The sequence below is a fragment of the Amycolatopsis sp. SID8362 genome (genome assembly GCF_010550475.1).
In the GTDB taxonomy this organism is placed as follows: domain Bacteria; phylum Actinomycetota; class Actinomycetes; order Mycobacteriales; family Pseudonocardiaceae; genus Amycolatopsis; species Amycolatopsis eburnea.
Genome location: NZ_JAAGNB010000356.1, coordinates 1 through 1,743 on the forward strand (window position 1 = coordinate 1; position 1,743 = coordinate 1,743).

General features: G+C 75.4%; 1 protein-coding gene and 1 pseudogene. Both read right to left on the reverse strand.

Features of this window, described 5'->3' with window-relative positions; genetic code table 11:
• A partial coding sequence (locus G3I65_RS11745) for a phage tail protein (RefSeq protein WP_160696134.1) occupies window positions 1-1,485 on the reverse strand: 1,485 nt, incomplete at its 3' end.
• A pseudogene (locus tag G3I65_RS11750) lies at window positions 1,482-1,743 on the reverse strand (putative baseplate assembly protein); the annotation flags it as partial. The pseudogene G3I65_RS11750 and the gene G3I65_RS11745, both read right to left, overlap by 4 nt.

The window sequence follows — 1,743 nt, forward strand, 5'->3', positions numbered from 1 at the left end:
GGTCGGCGGCGCGGCGGTCGCGCGCACCTGCGCCCAGTGCCGGTCGCCGGGCAGCTCGTCGATGACCGGGTCGACGCCGAAGACGATCCCGATCGCGTCCTTCAGCGCGGCGGGGGTGCCGCGCCGCCGGTACAGCGCGGGGGCGGCGGTGATCAGCTTCCGGCGCGTTTCCGCGTCCCAGCCTGCTTCGAACGACAGGCCGAGCAGCCCGGCCAGCCACGGCAGCGCGCCGTCCGGCACGCCGGCCGGGTCGAGCAGCGCCGGGTAGCGCTCGACGACCTCGTCGATCTCGGCCGTGGTCGCGTCGAACAGGGACAGGAACCGCTCGGTGAAGTCGTCGGCCGCCGGGTCCTGCCGGAACGCGGCGGGCAGCAGGTCCGCGCTGGTGGACCGCGGGAAGTCGAGCCGGATCCGGTGCAGGACCGGCGTCCCCGACGAGTCGCCGGACAGCCGCACGCGGGCCGTGAGGTGGCGGCCGGGCGGCTGGTCGACGAGGAAGTCGGTGACGCCCGCGGGCGCGGTCTGCCAGTCGCTGTCGGCGAACTCCCCGTCCTCGGACACGACGATGGACACCGACACCGCGGTGCCCGGCGGCACGTCCGCGGTCACCCGGACGCGGTGCCACCGGCAGCGCGAGATCCCGCTGTCGATCCGGAAGGTGGTGAACTCGCCCTCGGTGACGAACTGCCCGGTCTCCGGTGCCGGCTCCTCGCGCGGCTGCCCTTCCCAGTCGTAGCAGGAGGTCACCTCGCCGTCGGGACCCGGCTCGCGCAGGCAGAAGCCGTCCTCGTCCGCGCGGACGAGCCCGCTGAACGGCACCTCCGCGGCGAGTTCGTCCAGTGTGGACTCACCGTGGTCGCGGTAGATCCGGAACCGGCCGGCTTCCTCGGTGAGCAGCCAGATCGTGCGGCCGGGCCCGGTGCGGATGCCGATGATCTCGCCCCGGACGTGCGTGCGGACGACCTCGCAGAGCCGCCCGTCGGCGCCGTAGCGCCACAACCGGTCGCTGCCCTCGCGGGAAACGAGCACCTGCTCGTCCTGCGCGAGCGCGACGACCTTCGCGTGCCGGAGCCCGATCACCGCGACCAGGTGGTCGCCTTCGTTGCGCCACACGAAGACCCGGCCCGAGTCGACCACGGCGATCCGGTGCCCGCGCGCGGCCACGGCCGTCGGCGCGGACAGCAGCCGGGGGTCGCAGTAGGGCGGCCAGACGGGCACCCAGCCGCCGTCACAGGTGTCCCGGCGCAGCAACCGCTTGCCGGACAGCAGGTACCAGCCGCACGGGCCGCAGCCGGGGGCCAGCCGCGGATCGGGGAACCACGGCAGCAGTTCCGTCCGCGTCGGGCCGTCCGGGGACGCGCCGGCGTGGGCGAGCCGGACACCGGCCGGGTCGCCGAACCCGACGAGGTCCGCCACGGCGTCCTGGTCCCACCCGACGACGTCGTCGAGGAGCCGGAACGTGCCGGTCGTGGGTGTGCACGTCATGCGGGCTCCTCCACCGGGATCAGCAGCGGGCGGTCCGGCCACACCAGGTCGTCCGGCGGGATCGGGTGGTCGGTGCACGGCGGCAGCCGCAGCCCGTCGGCGGTGAGCGAAAGCCCCGACACCGCGAGGACGCCGTCGACGGCCAGGAGCCGGCGCACGAGCGCGGTGTGCCGCACCGCGCCGCCGAACGGCCAGCCGCCGCCGTCCTCCCCGCCCCGCAAGGGGTCCAGGTAGGTGGTGACGGCGTCCGCCGCGCGG